Source organism: Dyella sp. SYSU CM1112 (assembly GCF_058216415.1).
Window position 1 is genome coordinate 191,250 of record NZ_JBZEGI010000002.1, and the last position, 15,422, is coordinate 206,671.

Consider the following 15,422-nt stretch of genomic DNA (forward strand, 5'->3'; position numbering starts at 1 on the left):
CGGTTAAACTTGGGGGTTCCCGCCCCTCGCGTGAAGCTTTGATCCGATGTCTATTGAGTCCGCCGCTGCCAAATCTGCTGTCACCCCTGAAACGGACGCGCCGCGCGATTTCATCCGTCAAATCATTCGCGATGATCTGGCCCAGGGTCGGCACACCGCCATCCGCACGCGCTTTCCGCCCGAGCCTAATGGCTATCTTCATATCGGCCATGCCAAGGCGATCTGCCTGGACTTCGGCATTGCCCGCGAATTTCACGGCTGGTGCAACCTGCGCCTGGATGACACCAACCCCGGCAAAGAAGACCCCGAGTTCGTCGAGGGTATCAAGGACGATGTGCGCTGGCTGGGCTACGACTGGCACGACCTGCGCCATGCTTCGGATTATTTCGAAGTGCTCTATCGCGCGGCAATCAAGCTGATCCAGGATGGCCATGCCTACGTGGATGATCTCAGCGCAGAAGAAATGCGCGACTACCGCGGCACCTTGACCGAGCCGGGCCGCAACTCGCCCTACCGCGATCGCAGCGTGGACGAGAATCTGGATCTGTTCCGCCGCATGCGCGCCGGCGAATTCGCAGACGGCAGCAAGACGCTGCGTGCAAAGATCGACATGGCCGCTGGCAACATGAATCTGCGTGATCCGGCGATCTACCGCATCCGCAAGGTCACGCACCAGAACACGGGTGACCAATGGCCGATCTATCCCATGTACGACTACGCGCATTGCCTGTCCGATGCGCTGGAAGGCATTACGCACTCGCTCTGCACGCTTGAGTTCGAGGATCACCGTCCGCTCTACGACTGGTTCGTGGACAGGGTGGACCTGCCCCATCATCCCGAACTCTGGCAGCACATGCGCGATGCCGGCTTCCATACGGAACCGGCCAAGCCACGGCAGATCGAGTTCTCGCGCTTCAACCTCAGCTACTCCATCACCAGCAAGCGCAAGCTGGCGCAGCTGGTGAACGAAGGCTTGGTTGACGGCTGGGACGATCCCCGCATGAATACCTTGCGCGGCCTCCGTCGCCGTGGCTTCACGCCGGGTGGCATCCGTCTGCTGATCGAACGGTTGGGTGTAAGCAAGCAGAACAGCGTGATCGACTACGCGATTCTCGAAAACTGTGTGCGCGAGGACTTGGATGCCTCTGCGCCGCGCCGCATGGCCGTGATCGATCCGCTCAAACTGGTCATCACCAACCTGCCGGAAAATCACGAAGAACAGCTGACGTTCTCCAACCACCCCAAAGACGAGCGCTTCGGCACCCGCCAGGTGCCCTTTTCCCGCGAGCTGTGGATTGAACGCGAGGATTTCGCCGAGGTGCCGCCGAAGGGCTTCCATCGGCTCAAGCCCGACGGAGAGGTGCGCCTGCGCGGTGTCGGTATCGTGAAGTGCGAGCAGATCATCAAGGCCAGCGACGGCAGCGTGAACGAGGTGCACTGCACTTTGGATCCGGAATCCCGCTCCGGCCTGCCCGGCGCCGACCGCAAGGTCAAAGGCACCATCCACTGGGTAAGTGCCAAGCATGCCGTCACGACCGAAATCCGGCTGTACGACCGCTTGTTCAATGTGCCCACCCCGGATGACGAAAGCGATGGCAAGACGTGGATCGAGCACATCAATCCGGATGCCAAACGGGTGGTGCATGGATGGCTGGAACCGGCTGCGGCCACAGCGGAACCTGAGCAGCGCTATCAGTTCGAGCGATTAGGCTATTTTGCAGCCGACCGCATCGACCACCGCAAGGATGCGCCTGTTTTCAACCGCGCGGTGACGTTGCGCGATACCTGGGCCAAGCAGGTAGCGGGCTGATGCTACCGCTGCAGATCCATCTCACCCTGCCGCCCTGGATCGAAGACGTCGCCGATACGCATCGGCGCTATCACACCGATGAAGAGCGCGTAGGCCTGGCGATCGAGCTATCCCGGCGCAATAGCCAGCACGGGCAAGGTGGGCCTTTCGGTGCAGCGGTATTCGACGAACATGGCCGCTTGATCGCGGCCGCGGCCAATCGGGTCATCCCTCAAAGCTGCTCGGTTGCCCATGCGGAAATGCTGGCCTATATGGCTGCTCAGCAACGCCTGGCCAGCTATCGCCTCAATGAGCAAGGCGGCCACTACACGCTGGCTACCAGCGCACAGCCCTGCTGCCAGTGTTATGGGGCGACGATCTGGGCCGGCATCGATACATTGCTGATCGGTGCACGCGGTGAAGACGTGGAGGAACTCACTACGTTCGACGAAGGCCCATTGCCCGCCGACTGGATCGGCGAGCTGGCACGCCGCAACATCGTCGTGCGTCGCGACATTCTGCGTGATGAGGCGCGTACCGTTCTGGCCGCTTACGGCGCCACCGGAGCGAGCTATTGAACCGCCTGCGCGCAGCGCTGCCGCTGCTCCTGCTCATTGCAGCGGGCGTCGTGTTGCTTGTTTCCGGTGTGTTCGATCGCATCCATCCGTCCTTGCTGGTAGCGCACCAGCAAGAACTGCGCGCTCATATTGCTGAAGCACCCTGGCTGAGCCGCTTCATCTATATCGGCCTGATGGTCCTGGCAACCTGTACGGGCGTGCCCGTTACGATCGTGCTGATCCTTGCGGGCGGGTTTGCCTTCGGTGTTCTCGAGGGCACGATCTATTCGTCGATCGGGCTTACCCTGGGCTCTTTGATTCTGTTCCTTGCCAGCCGCTACGCCTTTGGCGCGGGCAGCAAGCATCCGCCTGCTCTGGCGGAAAAACTTCATCACGGCTTCGAACGCCACCCTGTCGCCTACACCTTGTTTCTACGCCTTGTGCCGGTTGCGCCGTTTGGACTGGTGACCGTGGCGCTCGCATGGCTGCGCTGTTCGCTCTGGCTGTTTCTCGCCGCGACCTGCTTCGGCGGCACGATCATGCTGATCTTCGAAACCTCGGTTGGCGCAGGCCTGGGACATGCACTGAGCAGCGGACAGCAATTCGGCATCGGTCTTGTGTTGGAACCCACGGTCATCGTGCCGCTCGGCGTGTTGGCATTGCTTTCGCTGGTGCCATTGCTCATGGAACGCTTCAAATCCCGCTGGCACCCGTCGACGCCTCGCGCGGAAGATCGTTCGGATCAGTCGTAGCGATATTCGACTTCCGCGAATCCCAAAAAAAAGACCTGCATCGCTGCAGGTCATCATTGGTGGGCCGTGACAGATTCGAACTGTCGACCAACGGATTAAAAGTCCGCTGCTCTACCGACTGAGCTAACGGCCCTGAAAGAAGTGAGCTCGCAATTTTATGGTTTAAGGCGCTGCGGCACAAGCAATTGGTCGGCGTGCGTTAAACGTATCGGGTAGGGTCGGGCAACCCGGCCTTGTGAAAACCATCAGCACGCAGCCGGCAGGCATCGCAGTGACCGCAGGCACGCCCTTCGGCATCCGCCTGATAACAGCTTACGGTAGCGGAGAAATCGACCCCGAGCCGCTGGCCTTCACGGGCAATGTCTGCCTTGCTCATGGCCATCAGCGGTGCGTGGATACGAATGTGAGCGCCCTCCACGCCTGCCTTGGTTGCTACATTGGCAAGGCGCTCAAAGGCTTCCACAAAAGCCGGACGGCAATCGGGATACCCCGAGTAATCCACGGCATTGACGCCGCACCAGATATCCGTAGAGCCGAGCACTTCGGCCCAGCCCAATGCAATCGACAACATAATGGTGTTGCGGGCCGGCACGTACGTGATCGGAATGCCTTCCCCGCCCTGCTCCGGTACATCGATATCCGCAGTCAGTGCCGAGCCGCCGATGCTGCGCAGATCGACATGCACGGTTTTGTGTTCGACGGCACCGAGCGTGTGGGCGACGCGAGCAGCCGCGTCCAGCTCTGAGCTGTGACGCTGGCCGTAAGCCACGCTCAGCGCATGCACCTGATAATCCTGTTCCCGTGCGATGGCGATGGTGACGGCTGAATCCATGCCGCCTGAGACGAGGATGACAGCTTTGCGGGATGTAAAACCTGACATACGTGAATTCCAATGCAAAAACGGCCGGTCACCGGCCGGAAACGCTACCGGCAACACAGGCCGATGCGCGATGACGTCCTCTCACGAAGAAATTGCAGCTAAGAACGGTGCTCGCCATGACAATGAAACCATGAGGGTCTTATCTTCACGGACACGCTCATCCCTAGATACTGGGCGAGATTGATTCGCGTGCCTGCTCTTTATCCATAGAAGGAGGGGCGACGCCCCTTCATCTCGGAGAATGGCAGTGAGTGCTCAATGCCCAGGCGCATCATTCCACAGCAGCTTGTGTAGCTGCAGCTGGAATCGCACCGGCAACTTATCTTCGAGGATCCACTCCGCCAACGCGCGTGGCTCGACGGCACCGTGCACTGGCGAGAACAACACCATGCAGCGCTGGTCGATGCGGCGCTCAGCCAGCACGCTACGTGCCCACTCGTAATCCGCGCGACTGGCAATGACGATTTTTACCTGGTCGTGCGTGAGCAGATGATCCAGATTGGACCATAGGTTGCGTGCACTTTCGCCCGAATCAGGTGCCTTCAGATCCATGACTTTGCGTACGCGCGGATCCACGGGGGACACGTCGATCGCCCCGGAGGTTTCCAGCGACACGTCATAGCCGGCATCGCATAGTTTCTGCAGTAGGAGCAGGCAACGTTTCTGCGCAAGCGGCTCGCCACCAGTAATGCACACATGGCTGGCTCCGTATGACGCAACCTGGACGAGGATATCGTCGATGTCGCGCCAATTGCCGCCATAGAAGGAATACTCGGTATCGCACCACACGCAACGCAGGGGACAGCCGGTAAGTCGCACGAAGACCGTGCGCCAGCCGATGGCATCGGCTTCACCCTGGATCGAATGGAAAATTTCAGTGACGCGCAAACGCTCAGCCGAAGGCTGGGCCGACGTGGTAACGTCCACGGTCGCTGAAGTGCTGCTCACCGCCATCTCCTACCTAATGCGTCGACTGTTGCGAAAGCCGGTGCAGGCGTTCCTGGGCCAGCTTGGCCGCGTTGGAGTTGGGATACTTGGCCAGCACAGATTTCAAGGTAGCGATACCCGCATCCGTCTGCTTCATCTCCAATTGGCTGTAACCCAGCTTGAGTGTGGCATCGGGCGCCTTTTCGCTCTGCGGGTATTGGCTCAACAGGTGCTTGAAAGCTTCGACCGCAACCTGGTAGTTGGTTGTGGCGTAATACGATTCGCCCAGCCAATAGAACGCATTAGACGTGAGCACGTCGTTGGGATATTTCTCGATGAATTCCCGGAAACCACGGGAAGAAGCAACGTAATCGCCGGCTCGCAACGATTTGAAAGCCGCGTTATAGGCACTAAGCGCCGCAGCTTTTTGGGCCGCTGACTCGGCAGGTGCAGCGGGTACAGGCGGTGCTGTGGTGGATGCGTTGCCACTCGATGGGGAAGTGGCTGCACTTGCTGCTGAGGACGGCGCGGCGGGCTGCGCCGAAGCGGTACTCGCACCTTTCTCGAGACGGCCGACACGGCTATCCAGATCGGTGTACTGCGCCTTGCTTTGATCCTGCAGCTGCTGCAACTGATGCTGTAGCACTTCGATCTGTCCCTGCATTTGTTGCATCTGGGACTGCATCTGCTGCATCTGATTCAGCTGATTGACCCGAGTCTGATCCTCGTTCTTCTGCTGCTGCTCCAACTGCGCAACGCGATCGGACAGGCTCATCGGGGTTTCTTGTGCATAAGCCGCACCCATAAACAGCATGGCGGACGCCAAGGCGCCCGCCATGCTGAGATTGGCCGTGAAACGATTAGCCAACCGAAACACCATTATGTCGCGGTGTAGACGATGTCGACGCGACGGTTCTTGCTCCAGCAATCCTCATTGTGCTCGCGGCACACGGGCTTCTCTTTGCCGTAGCTGATCACGCTGATCTGGCTGGCGGAAGCACCATTGGCCTGCAACGCGCTGGACACGGAGTTCGCACGACGCTCGCCCAGGCCCAGGTTGTATTCACGCGTACCACGCTCGTCGGTATTGCCTTCAAGACGCATACGCGCCTCGGGGACATCCTGCAGGAACTTGGCATGGCACTGCATGATCTGCTGGAACTCCGGCTTCACTTCATCCTTGTCGAAGTCGAAGTAAACCACGCGCTGCTTCAGGCAGGCGTCGGTGTCGAGGTCAGCCGCGGTGTACTTGCCGGTACCCTGCGGTGCCGGGGCTTCCTGGGTGGTTTCCGGCTGCTGCGGTTGGGGCTTGACTTCCTGCTTCTTGGAGCAGGCGGCCGCGCCCACGCAGAGCAGGGCGACCAGAGCGATACGAACGGTCTTATTCATGGGTGACGTTCCTTCAAACGGGTTTGATTTCCGACAGTCAATGACGATTGCGGTTACGGGACAGTCATCGCCGGTGAACCGGCTGTTTTTATTGTTCTTACAACAGCTACTACGGTCACGCATTGTACTGCAGAGACCGCTAAACGGGGCATGGCAAAGCGTCGCCATATCCCCTTCCCGGCCGGAACACTGGACATGTCCCGGCCCCCTTCTTCAAGCCAACCGTCTGCACCTCCCAAGAGAGTGCGGCCGATTTGCATCAATGGTCGCGATAGGGTCCCCAGGCCGGCTCACGCACGTCGCCGTTGGCGAGCATCAGGCGCTGACGGACCATGCCATCGTCCGAGACGGCATAAAGCACGTCACGAGCGCCATCGGTAGCGGCGTAAATCAGCATGCTGGCGTTCGGTGCGAAGCTTGGCGATTCATCGATCGGACCGGGCGAGATGAAACGCACCTGCCCGCCGAGGCTCTGGTCCATAATAGCGATACGATACACGTTCCCGTTTGCCTGCACCATGGCAATCTGCTTGGCGTCATAGCTGATCGCCGCATCCAGGTTTTGCTGCCCCTGGAAGGAGATGCGCTCCGGCGTACCGCCGCTGGCCGATATGCGATAAATCTGCGGACGTCCAGAACGGTCAGAGGTGAAATAGATGCTTTGGCCGTCCGGCGACCAGACCGGCTCGGTATTGATCGCCAGGTCGTGCGTCAGCCGGGTTTCCTGGCGGGTGGCCAGATCCATGACGTAGATTTCGGGATTGCCGGTATAAGAGAGAGATATCGCCAGCTTGGTGCCATCGGGCGACCATGCCGGGGCACCGTTGATGCCCTTTCGTGCAGAGATGAGCTGACGGGCTCCGGTGGAGATGTTCTGGATATAGATAGCCGAATCGCCGCTTTCGAACGATACGTAAGCGATGCGGCTGCCGTCGGGTGACCACTTCGGCGAGAGCAAGGCCTCGTGCGAGCGCGCGACCACCTGCGGGTTGTAGCCGTCCGAGTCGGCGACGATCAACGAGTACGTAGAGTTATTGCCAGTGCCGACCTGGGTGATGTATGCGATGCGGGTCCAGAAGGCGCCGCGAACGCCGGTGATCTGCTGATAGATGTCGTCAGCGATCTGATGCGCCACGCTGCGCAGGTCACTCACTGCGGCAGGTGCCATGGCCTTGCCAAGCAGACGCTGTTGGCGGTTGACGTCCCACAGCTCGTATTCCACCGAGACCATGCCATTGCCGGCATCCTTGATGCGGCCGATCACGATGTAGTCCTGCTTGAGCAGACGCCATGTGGCGAATTTGATGTCGGAGCCCTGACTTGGCTGCTCGACGATCTCGCTCACCGCCAGCGAGCGGAATTTGCCGCAGCGATTGAGATCATTGCGGATCACATCGGCCACATCCGTGGGTAACGGCGCCCCGCCCTGCTGCGCGAAAGGCACTACTACGATCGGGGTCGCCGTCTTCACGCCGCCTACGATCTGCACGTTCAACGACTGTGCCGCGGCCGGGCCAGCGACTAAGCCGACGACGAGCAGCAGAATGAGAATAAATAGCGATCGATATGATCTGCGCATAGCCTTGCTCACTGCGGAATGAAAGTGAAGTCGATTTCACGGTGGAACACGCTTTCGAAGCCCTTGTAAGGCAGCGGCTGCGCGCGCAGCACGGCATCCTCCACGGATTTCTTGCCCGCTGCGTCATAAGGGCAGCTGGGGGATGCCTTGGCGCTCAGCACATTGCCGCCGGGGAGCTGCACAATGTGAACCACACACGGAGCGTCCGGCATGTTATCTGGACGCAACCAATTCTGCGTGACGGCGTTCTGAATCGCCGCCAGATATTGCGATAACAGGGTACTGTTGGAGTTGTTGCCGGTCTGGCGCTGAGCGGCGTTTGGCAAGTCCGGCTGGCCATTATCCTGTGCATTTTTCAGGTCCGCCAGCTGCTGCTTGGCCTGCTTGGCCTTGTTTGCCGCCTTCTGCGTTTGCGTCGACGCAGCATCCAGCTGTTTGAACAGCTCATCTACCTTTTGCTGCTCCGCCTTCTTTTTGGCCGCCTGGGCGTCCAATTCGGCCTGCCGCTGACGCTCCTTCTCTTCCTGCTCCTTCTTGGCGTTCTCGGCCTTTTGCAAGGCCTCCTGCACCACGCGCTCCTGGTCCACCAAATCCGGATGTTCCGGTGGCGGAGGCAGCTGGCTGAGTTTTGGCTGCACCATGGGCGGCGGCGGAGGCGGTGGTACGGAGGGCGGCGGAGGCACCGTATGGGGAATCGGCTTCACCTTCTCCGCCTTGGGCGGCGGCGCACCTGTATTACCAAGCAACGTCGCCTGGATGACTGGCCCCGAGAGCTGCAGCGGTGGCGGCGTGCAGGTGATGGGATTGGGCAGATGCAGTGCACTCAAAAACTTCTCGTACGATGTGCAGGGCAACATCGCCAAGAACAAGAACGCCACAATGCCCAGATGGAGGATGGCGGATAACGCCACCGCCACCGGCGTGCCCTTTGCGTCTTTACGGTCGTCCATTCGGGCTGCCTGACTCCGGCGCGCTCATCAATCCGACCTTGGCCACACCGGCCTGTTGCAACAAGGCCAATACCTGATAGACGTCGTTGTACTTTCCGTCGCGATCGCCCGCGACCAGCACGCTGACATCCGGATTCTCTTTGACGAATGCACCGACTTTGACCTTCAGCGCATTGGCGTCGATGGGTTCCTTTTTGCTTGTGCCCAGGGTCAGGTACATATGCCCCTGGCTATCGACTGAGACAATCACGGGTTCTTTTTTGTCCTGCAGCGATTTGGCATTCGCCTGCGGCAGGTTCACGTCGACATTCGCGTTGAGCATGGGCGCAGTGACCATGAAAATGATCAGCAGCACCAACATCACGTCGATGTAGGGAACGACGTTGATTTCGGATTTTAGTTTGAGGCGTTTGTGGCGCGCGGAGCTGAGCATGGTCGCGCCTCCATCAATTCACGTCGTCGATCTGGATCTGACGTTGCAGCACGGATGAAAATTCTTCCTGGAACACTTCGTAGCGCGAAGCGACGCGCTCCACCTTGTTCGCATAGCGATTGTAGGCCCACACGGCAGGAATCGCGGCAAACAGACCCATCGCCGTGGCGATCAGCGCCTCGGAAATATGCGGAGCGACCACAGCGATGGTCACGTCTTTCATTTCGCCCAGGCCCTGAAATGCACCCATGATGCCCCACACCGTTCCAAACAGCCCTACATAGGGACTGATCGAACCCACGTTGGCGAGAAACTCCAGGTTGCGTTCCAATGCTCCGATCTCCTTGGTGCCCGCCACGCGCATGGCGCGCTCCGAACCCTCGATGACCGTGCGCAAATCGGTGGCACGACGTTGGCGCTGACGTACAAACTCGCGAAAACCCGATTCGAAGATATTCTCCATCCCGCCGTTGTCGCCGCCGTTGTTGCTGACCTCACGGAACAGCTGGGCAAGATCGGCTCCGGACCAGAAACGCTCCTCGAACGACTCTGCGTTTTCCATCGCCGCCTTCAGCTGCGAATACTTGCGGATGATGATCACCCAGGAGAGGAATGAGAACACCAGCAGCGCCAGCATCACCAGCTTCACTGGCCAGCTTGCATCCGCAAGGATCTCGAAAACGTTCAATCCACCGTTCATGGCTTGGGGGTTCTCCACCGCTGGGTATGTATGTTCTGGGTCAGGCCGGGATGATGCTTAGTCCCGGTCGATCAGTTCGGTAATCTCGTCCGGAATCCTGGCGGGTTGCATCCGCCCCAAATCCACGCACGCCGCACGTACTTGTGCCCTGATCAGCTCGGCTCCGTCCGCCCGGTTGATCGTTTGGCTGAAAAGAATACTGGCTGAACGACGTTCTTTGACTTCCACCGTCACCATCAATTCATCGTCCAGCAGGGCTGGCTTGAGGAAATCGATCTCCATCCGGTGCACCATGAAGGCAAGTCCGGTCGCATGTTTGAAGGCCAATTGGTCCACACCGCGACCACGTAGCCATTCCGTGCGGGCACGTTCGAGAAACCGTAGATAGCTGGCGTGATACACCACGCCGCCAGCGTCGGTATCCTCCCAGTAAATGCGCACCGGCCACGTGAAAACCATCAAATCAGACATCGCTTCCGTCACCAAAGAGATCTGCCGGCTGCGGCTGGCGTGGAGGCGGCGTAAGGCCAAGGTGGCGCCAGGCCTTTGCACTGGCCATGCGGCCACGCGCCGTGCGCACGAGAAAACCCTGCTGGATCAGATAGGGTTCAACCACATCCTCCAGCGTGCCGCGATCCTCGCTCAGTGCCGCCGCCAACGATTCCACACCCACTGGACCACCGTCGAAATTCTCGATGATCGTCATCAGTAGACGGCGGTCCAAGTCGTCGAATCCCTCCGCATCGACCTTGAGCATATCCATAGCGGCCTGCGCGGCATCCCGCGTGATGTGGCCGTCGGCACGCACTTCCGCATAGTCGCGCACCCGGCGCAGCAAGCGATTGGCGATGCGCGGCGTGCCGCGGGCGCGCCGCGCAATTTCCTGCGCCCCATCGATTTCGCAGCCAATCCCGAGGATGCGCGCCGAGCGGCGCACGATCGCCGTCAATTCGTCCGGGGAGTAAAACTCCAGCCGCTGCACAATGCCGAAGCGATCGCGTAAGGGAGCCGTAAGCAAGCCGGCACGTGTAGTCGCACCGATCAACGTGAAAGGAGGCAGATCCAGCTTGATGGAGCGCGCCGCCGGCCCTTCGCCGATCATGATGTCGATCTGGAAGTCCTCCATCGCCGGATAGAGCACCTCTTCGACAATTGGCGAAAGGCGATGAATCTCGTCCACGAACAACACATCGCGTGCTTCGAGATTCGTGAGCAAGGCAGCAAGATCGCCCGCGCGCTCAAGCACCGGGCCGGAGGTGGAACGTACGTTGACACCGAGCTCATTGGCGATGACATGGCTCAGGGTGGTCTTACCCAGGCCGGGCGGCCCGAAGATCAATACATGGTCCAACGCACCGCCACGCTTCTTGGCCGCCTCGATGTAGATCGACAACTGCTCGCGCACCGCCTGCTGGCCGAGGTATTCAGCCAGCCGTTGCGGACGGATAGAGGCTTCCAGCGCTTCGTCGTCGAGCTGGGCGGCGGTGGTGATGATGCGATGATCGGACATACGGCGATTATGGCTGAGAGCGAGGGCCTAGGGACGATGGCCAAAGAAGCAAGGCAACCGCGCTGCCGCCTCGCTCCTGCCGCCGTTCCTTTGCCGTCAAATCTCTACCTGTGTACCCAGCTCGATCAGGCGATTGCCGGGAATCTGGAAAAACGCCGTTGCGGGCAAAGCATTGCGTGACATGAAGGCAAACAGACGATCGCGCCACAAGGCCATACCCGGCCTCCGCTTGTCGGCAATGATGTTCTCGCGCGACAGGAAGAAGGTGGTGTCCATCAGATCGAACGGCAGACCGCTACGCGCGCACTTGGAAAGCGCGAGGGGAATGTTGGGATCCTCCGCAAAACCGAAGCGGAGCTCAAGACCATAGAACTCCCCATCCAATGGCGTGAGATGGATGCGTTCTTCCGCTTCCGCGACAGGCGTTTCGAGAATCTCCACCGTCAGCATCACGTTACGTTCGTGCAGCACTTTGTTGTGCTTGAGGTTATGCAGGAGTGCATGCGGTACAGCGTTCTGATTGGCCGTGAGAAAGACCGCCGTTCCCGGCACTCGCAACGGTGGATGCTCGCTGATGTTCTCGATGAACGGGAGCAAGGCAAGGCCGCCTTGCTTGATCTCACGCACCACCAGTTCGCGGCCACGGCGCCAGGTCGTCATCACTACGAACACACCCAGTCCCAGCACCAGCGGGAACCAACCGCCGTATTCGACCTTGATCAGGTTGGCGCTGAAGAACGATATGTCGATGGTCAACAGGCAAGCGCCGGCAACCAGTAGCACCGGCAAACGCCAGCCCCACTGATGGCGTGCCACGAACAATGCCAGCACAGTCGTGATGGTCATGGTGCCCGTCACCGCAATACCGTAAGCCGCGCTCAGCCGTTCAGAGCTGCCGAAGTGGAGCACCGCAACCAGCACCATCACCAGCAGGAAGGCGTTGACCCAGGGCACGAAAATCTGCCCGGACATTTCGCGTGACGTGTGCACGACCGGCATGCGCATGGAATAACCCAGCGACATCGCTTCGCGGGTCATCGAGAAAGCGCCGGAAATGACCGCTTGCGAAGCGATGATGGTTGCCGCCGTCGCAAGCCCGATCATGGGATACAGCAGCATGGATGGAACGGACTTGAAGAACGGGTTATCGATCGCTTCCGGATGCTCCAGTAGCAACGCACCCTGGCCAAAGTAATTCAGAAGAAGCGCCGGCAGTACGAAATTGAACCACGCCAGCCGGATCGGTCGCTTTCCGAAATGCCCCATGTCGGCATACAGCGCCTCGGCACCTGTCAAAGCCAGCACCACGCCACCCAAGGCAACGAAGCCCTGCATGCCGTGGGTCTGAAAGAAATGAAATCCGTAGGACGGCAATACTGCCCACAAGACATGCGGATCGCGGGCAATCATGGAAACGCCGAGCACGGCGATAGTGATAAACCAGATCACCATGACCGGACCAAACAACTTGCCAACGTGCTCGGTGCCATGTCGCTGCAGCGCGAACAGAAAAAACAGGATCACCGCAGTGATCGGAACTATCCATTGCTCCAGCCCCGGAGTGGCTACCTTCACGCCTTCCACTGCAGACAACACGGAAATGGCGGGTGTAATCACACCATCGCCATAAAACAGCGAAGCGCCGAAAATACCGATGATCGCCAGCAGCCAACGTAGCCTGGGCTGGCCACCCACCCCCCTCAGCGCCAGCGCCATCAAAGCCATGATGCCGCCTTCGCCCTTGTTGTCGGCCCGCATGATGAATACTACGTACTTCAGCGAGACCACGATGATCTGCGCCCAAAAAATCAGCGACAGCACACCATAAATGCTCTCACGGGTCGGATGCATGCCGTCGTGGCTCAGCGTGGTCTGCAAGGTATACAGCGGACTGGTACCGATATCGCCGTAGACCACGCCGATAGCGCCCAGCGCCAACGTAGCCAGTCGCTTCCTGGTTTCGGCATCGCCTACGCCATGTTGAATATCTTGACCCACGATTTAACTCCCCAATGCGGCGCGCAGCGCCTTGCGGATGATGGTTTCGGCGCTGTCGCCTTGCGCAGCCACTTTTTGCACCAGCCGCGTCACCTCTGCCGGTTTATAGCCGAGCTGTTGCAGCGCAACGGTTGCTTCAGCAGCTGGATCGAGTGGTGCATCCGACGCCATGGCAAGACCCGGCACACCGGCGCCCATGCCCTCTACACGATCACGCAACTCCACCACCATACGTTCGGCAGTCTTCTTGCCGATGCCTGGAATCTTGGTCAATGCAGCGATATCGGCCGACTGCACCAACCTTCCGAAATCCTGCGTCGAGACGCCCGAAAGCACAGCCAGCGCCGTCTTGGCGCCAATGCCACTCACCTTCAACAAATTGCGAAACAAGGCCCGCTCGGCCTCATGCAAAAATCCATACAGCGCCACCGTGTCTTCCTTCACCGCATAATGCGTAAGCAAAGTCACTTCCTTGCTGGTCGTGGGAAGGTCATAAATGGTCGACATGGGCGCTTCCAGCTCATAGCCGACGCCACCTACGTCCACCAACAACCACGGTGGCTGCTTGGAAACCAAGATGCCCCTGAGTCGACCGATCACCGACGTCGCCTCCATGCGGTACGCGGAATACCGACGCGCTCAAGGCTGGATCGCGTGTGTGCGTGTGCCACGGCAATCGCCAGCGCATCGGCAGCATCTGCCTGGATCGGCCCTTTCAGGCCAAGCAATACACCAATCATGTGCTGCACCTGTGATTTATCGCTACGGCCACCACCGACTACCGCTTTCTTTACTTCGGTTGCCGCGTATTCGTGCACCGCAATCCCCTGATTGACGACTGCGCATATCGCTGCGCCGCGTGCTTGCCCAAGTTTAAGAGCTGAATCGGCGTTGCGTGCCATGAATACTCGCTCGATGCCGCATTCGACCGGACGATGTACGGCGATGATCTCATTGATGCCTTCAAAAATGCGTTTCAGGCGCAGGGGAAAACTCTCCTCGCCGGCAACGAGCAGCGCTCCATGAAAAACATGCGACAGTTTGCCGGCTGCATCGACGTCGACAATGCCGACGCCGGTCCGCTGGCTCCCAGGATCAATGCCGATGATGCGGATCATTGAGAGGTGGCTCGGGAGCCCATGGTTTATCCGGTAACGTCCGCGGGCAGCAACGCGTTGTGATAGACCTCGCTCACATCGTCGAGTGCGTCGAGCTTTTCGAGCAGATCGAGTAGCGTTTCCAGTGTTTCGCCCGACACGGCCGTGCGATTGTTCGGGCGCATCACCACGCCGGCATGCTGCGCATCAAGACCGGCATCGATCAGCTTTTGCTGTATCGCTTCGAAGTTTTCGGGCGCGCAGATCACGGTGCTTTCACCGTTCTCGTTGATCACATCGTCGGCGCCGGCATCCAATGCCGCTTCCAGAATCTTTTCTTCCACAGCGGCATCGCCACCCGTTGCAAACGCAAGTTCGCCACAGCGAGTGAACTGGAATGCCACCGAACCGCTGGTGCCAAGATTGCCGCCGTGCTTGGTGAGTGCGTGGCGCACATCGGCGACCGTACGGGTGGTGTTATCCGTAAAACATTCGATGATCAGTGCGATGCCACCGGGGCCGTAGCCTTCGTAGCGCAACTCTTCCATCTTCGCGCCGCCGTCGGCCCCCGCGCCGCGCTTGATCGCGCGCTCGATGGTGTCCTTGGACATGTTGGCGGTCAACGCCTTATCCACGGCAGTACGCAGGCGCGGGTTCAACGCAGGATCCGCCACGCCGGCACGCGTGGCAACGGTGATTTCTCGGATCAGCTTGGTGAACACCTTCGCACGCTTGGCGTCTTCGGCGTTCTTGCGACCTTCGATGGACGGGCCTCTACCCATGGCGATTCCTGACGGATCAAAGTGGAAAGCGGGGGATTTTACCGCATTGCGCCATGACTCTCTCGCTGTTCACCCCCGG

17 protein-coding genes and 1 tRNA gene are annotated in these 15,422 nt (G+C 59.6%); 3 read left to right on the top strand and 15 right to left on the bottom strand.

The features are described 5' to 3' along the window. Window positions 1-46: 46 nt before the first annotated feature. Genes AC4HNJ_RS03990 through AC4HNJ_RS04000 form a run of 3 tightly spaced genes read left to right on the top strand, consistent with a single transcriptional unit; the run spans window position 47 to window position 3,098 of the window. On the top strand, window positions 47-1,810 hold the full coding sequence (locus AC4HNJ_RS03990) for a glutamine--tRNA ligase/YqeY domain fusion protein (protein WP_490478235.1): 1,764 nt from the start codon (window positions 47-49) through the stop codon (window positions 1,808-1,810). Then, on the top strand, window positions 1,810-2,367 hold the full coding sequence (locus AC4HNJ_RS03995; RefSeq protein WP_490478236.1) for a nucleoside deaminase: 558 nt from the start codon (window positions 1,810-1,812) through the stop codon (window positions 2,365-2,367). Before AC4HNJ_RS03990 ends, AC4HNJ_RS03995 begins: the two co-directional genes overlap by 1 nt. Continuing rightward, the gene (locus AC4HNJ_RS04000; RefSeq protein ID WP_490478237.1) at window positions 2,364-3,098 is read left to right on the top strand and encodes a TVP38/TMEM64 family protein; all 735 of its coding nucleotides are present in this window, start codon (window positions 2,364-2,366) and stop codon (window positions 3,096-3,098) included. The genes AC4HNJ_RS03995 and AC4HNJ_RS04000 overlap by 4 nt, the downstream gene beginning before the upstream one ends. A 57-nt stretch (window positions 3,099-3,155) precedes the next feature. On the opposite strand, the gene AC4HNJ_RS04005 is transcribed toward AC4HNJ_RS04000, so the two are convergent. The 15 genes from AC4HNJ_RS04005 to AC4HNJ_RS04075 all read right to left on the bottom strand — a co-directional run bounded on the left by AC4HNJ_RS04005 (window position 3,156) and on the right by AC4HNJ_RS04075 (window position 15,343). Next, window positions 3,156-3,231: transfer RNA gene (locus AC4HNJ_RS04005), tRNA-Lys, on the bottom strand. Between the two features lie 66 nt (window positions 3,232-3,297). Further along, window positions 3,298-3,978 (bottom strand): 7-cyano-7-deazaguanine synthase QueC, encoded by a 681-nt coding sequence (queC, locus tag AC4HNJ_RS04010; RefSeq protein WP_490478238.1) that lies wholly within the window; start codon window positions 3,976-3,978, stop codon window positions 3,298-3,300. A gap of 255 nt (window positions 3,979-4,233) precedes the next feature. After that, window positions 4,234-4,932 (bottom strand): 7-carboxy-7-deazaguanine synthase QueE, encoded by a 699-nt coding sequence (gene queE / locus AC4HNJ_RS04015; RefSeq protein ID WP_490478239.1) that lies wholly within the window; start codon window positions 4,930-4,932, stop codon window positions 4,234-4,236. Window positions 4,933-4,939: 7 nt separating this feature from the next. Further along, window positions 4,940-5,782, bottom strand: coding sequence for a tol-pal system protein YbgF (ybgF, locus tag AC4HNJ_RS04020; RefSeq protein WP_490478566.1), 843 nt, complete (start codon window positions 5,780-5,782; stop codon window positions 4,940-4,942). A gap of 2 nt (window positions 5,783-5,784) precedes the next feature. Then, window positions 5,785-6,294 carry a peptidoglycan-associated lipoprotein Pal gene (gene pal / locus AC4HNJ_RS04025; RefSeq protein ID WP_490478240.1) on the bottom strand — a complete coding sequence of 170 codons (510 nt, stop codon included), beginning with the start codon at window positions 6,292-6,294 and terminating at the stop codon, window positions 5,785-5,787. Between the two features lie 259 nt (window positions 6,295-6,553). Beyond that, window positions 6,554-7,873 carry a Tol-Pal system beta propeller repeat protein TolB gene (gene tolB / locus AC4HNJ_RS04030; RefSeq protein ID WP_490478241.1) on the bottom strand — a complete coding sequence of 440 codons (1,320 nt, stop codon included), beginning with the start codon at window positions 7,871-7,873 and terminating at the stop codon, window positions 6,554-6,556. Window positions 7,874-7,881: 8 nt separating this feature from the next. Next, entirely contained in the window at window positions 7,882-8,823 is a 942-nt protein-coding gene (tolA, locus tag AC4HNJ_RS04035; RefSeq protein ID WP_490478242.1) for a cell envelope integrity protein TolA, read from the bottom strand. Beyond that, window positions 8,810-9,256, bottom strand: coding sequence for a protein TolR (tolR, locus tag AC4HNJ_RS04040; RefSeq protein WP_490478243.1), 447 nt, complete (start codon window positions 9,254-9,256; stop codon window positions 8,810-8,812). The genes tolA and tolR overlap by 14 nt, the downstream gene beginning before the upstream one ends. A 13-nt stretch (window positions 9,257-9,269) precedes the next feature. After that, window positions 9,270-9,956 carry a protein TolQ gene (tolQ, locus tag AC4HNJ_RS04045; protein ID WP_490478244.1) on the bottom strand — a complete coding sequence of 229 codons (687 nt, stop codon included), beginning with the start codon at window positions 9,954-9,956 and terminating at the stop codon, window positions 9,270-9,272. 57 nt (window positions 9,957-10,013) lie between these two features. Then, window positions 10,014-10,427: a tol-pal system-associated acyl-CoA thioesterase gene (gene ybgC / locus AC4HNJ_RS04050; protein ID WP_490478567.1), complete on the bottom strand. Its 414-nt coding sequence runs from the start codon at window positions 10,425-10,427 to the stop codon at window positions 10,014-10,016. Continuing rightward, window positions 10,420-11,466, bottom strand: a complete 1,047-nt coding sequence (ruvB, locus tag AC4HNJ_RS04055) for a Holliday junction branch migration DNA helicase RuvB (protein ID WP_490478245.1) — start codon at window positions 11,464-11,466, stop codon at window positions 10,420-10,422. Before ruvB ends, ybgC begins: the two co-directional genes overlap by 8 nt. A gap of 96 nt (window positions 11,467-11,562) precedes the next feature. After that, window positions 11,563-13,464, bottom strand: coding sequence for a potassium transporter Kup (locus AC4HNJ_RS04060; protein WP_490478246.1), 1,902 nt, complete (start codon window positions 13,462-13,464; stop codon window positions 11,563-11,565). Between the two features lie 3 nt (window positions 13,465-13,467). Beyond that, a complete protein-coding gene (ruvA, locus tag AC4HNJ_RS04065; protein WP_490478568.1) occupies window positions 13,468-14,064 on the bottom strand; it encodes a Holliday junction branch migration protein RuvA in 597 nt (198 codons plus the stop codon). Then, window positions 14,061-14,582, bottom strand: coding sequence for a crossover junction endodeoxyribonuclease RuvC (gene ruvC / locus AC4HNJ_RS04070; RefSeq protein WP_490478247.1), 522 nt, complete (start codon window positions 14,580-14,582; stop codon window positions 14,061-14,063). The genes ruvA and ruvC overlap by 4 nt, the downstream gene beginning before the upstream one ends. Before the next feature lie 26 nt (window positions 14,583-14,608). Continuing rightward, window positions 14,609-15,343, bottom strand: a complete 735-nt coding sequence (locus AC4HNJ_RS04075; protein ID WP_490478248.1) for a YebC/PmpR family DNA-binding transcriptional regulator — start codon at window positions 15,341-15,343, stop codon at window positions 14,609-14,611. Window positions 15,344-15,422: the final 79 nt, after the last annotated feature.

Excerpts from the sequence above, each read along its gene's own strand:
- AC4HNJ_RS03990 (WP_490478235.1), top strand. The coding sequence starts at position 47 with ATGTCTATTGAGTCCGCCGCTGCCAAATCTGCTGTCACCCCTGAAACG.
- AC4HNJ_RS03995 (WP_490478236.1), top strand. The coding sequence starts at position 1,810 with ATGCTACCGCTGCAGATCCATCTCACCCTGCCGCCCTGGATCGAAGAC.
- queC (WP_490478238.1), bottom strand. The coding sequence starts at position 3,978 with ATGTCAGGTTTTACATCCCGCAAAGCTGTCATCCTCGTCTCAGGCGGC.
- queE (WP_490478239.1), bottom strand. The coding sequence starts at position 4,932 with ATGGCGGTGAGCAGCACTTCAGCGACCGTGGACGTTACCACGTCGGCC.
- pal (WP_490478240.1), bottom strand. The coding sequence starts at position 6,294 with ATGAATAAGACCGTTCGTATCGCTCTGGTCGCCCTGCTCTGCGTGGGC.
- tolB (WP_490478241.1), bottom strand. The coding sequence starts at position 7,873 with ATGCGCAGATCATATCGATCGCTATTTATTCTCATTCTGCTGCTCGTC.
- tolA (WP_490478242.1), bottom strand. The coding sequence starts at position 8,823 with ATGGACGACCGTAAAGACGCAAAGGGCACGCCGGTGGCGGTGGCGTTA.
- tolR (WP_490478243.1), bottom strand. The coding sequence starts at position 9,256 with ATGCTCAGCTCCGCGCGCCACAAACGCCTCAAACTAAAATCCGAAATC.
- tolQ (WP_490478244.1), bottom strand. The coding sequence starts at position 9,956 with ATGAACGGTGGATTGAACGTTTTCGAGATCCTTGCGGATGCAAGCTGG.
- ybgC (WP_490478567.1), bottom strand. The coding sequence starts at position 10,427 with ATGTCTGATTTGATGGTTTTCACGTGGCCGGTGCGCATTTACTGGGAG.
- ruvB (WP_490478245.1), bottom strand. The coding sequence starts at position 11,466 with ATGTCCGATCATCGCATCATCACCACCGCCGCCCAGCTCGACGACGAA.
- ruvC (WP_490478247.1), bottom strand. The coding sequence starts at position 14,582 with ATGATCCGCATCATCGGCATTGATCCTGGGAGCCAGCGGACCGGCGTC.
- AC4HNJ_RS04075 (WP_490478248.1), bottom strand. The coding sequence starts at position 15,343 with ATGGGTAGAGGCCCGTCCATCGAAGGTCGCAAGAACGCCGAAGACGCC.